Below are 873 nucleotides of genomic sequence, written 5' to 3' on the forward strand. Positions count from 1 at the left end.
CCGCACAAGGACCGATCGATGACGACGTCGGTGTTCTGAATCGGTCGGTTGGGCCGGCCGTACGCGGTCGCAACCAAGTCCAGCAACTCATACTTGCTGATGGGCTGGGCCGCCACATGGAAGGTTCCGGCGAGCTCCGGCCTGGGCAGCACGCACTGTTCGATGACACGCGCGAGTTCCACGGTCGGTAGCGCCGAAAATACTGAACGACCGAAGCCCTTGACCTCTCCCGTTTGGGCGAGATACCAGCCTACGAGACCGTGCCCTGCATCCAACTCATGGCCAATGATCGAAGTGCGTAGCGTGACAACACCTGGACTGTGCGGCTCGCCCATCAGCTTGCTGCGGCCATAGAGATCCTCTGCATCGGCCGGATCCTCCTCTCGGTAGGCCCCGCGCTTGCCCGAGAAGACGCAGTCGGTACTGATGTGAACCATGCGGGCGCCATGAGCCTGACACAACCGCGCCAAACGGTGGGGCAACACTGCATTGATGGGAATCGCCGTCGCTGGGTCGTCCGCGCCGGCCAGTTGCTTGACGACACCGACGCAGTTGATGACGACATCCGGTTTCACCTGCGCGAACAATCCGCGCAGTTGGTCCATTCGACCCGCATCCAATCCTTCAACCAGTTGAGCCTCAGGCAGTCGTGCACGCAATTCAACCGCGGCCTGGGAGGTGCGCACGGTGCCAAGCGTTTCGTAATGACTGAGCGGTGCAAACCAGCGCAGCACGGCATGCCCCAGCATGCCATTCGCACCCAATACAAGGATCTTTTGCCTGCTCATTGCTCTCGCTCTTTGGTGCGCCACCCGAAATAGGTACGACGCAGAAAACCCACCAGAATCTGTCGCCACACGGCCGGCTCTAGGA

The 873-nt window shown here is 60.9% G+C and carries 1 protein-coding gene; it reads right to left on the reverse strand.

The annotated features are described in order from the left end of the window. Nucleotides 1–788 (reverse strand): dTDP-4-dehydrorhamnose reductase family protein (locus tag ACXJKR_RS33695; protein ID WP_457326567.1); only part of this gene is annotated, 788 nt, incomplete at its 3' end. Nucleotides 789–873: the final 85 nt, after the last annotated feature.

It is taken from the genome of Roseateles sp. P5_E11, assembly GCF_054049355.1.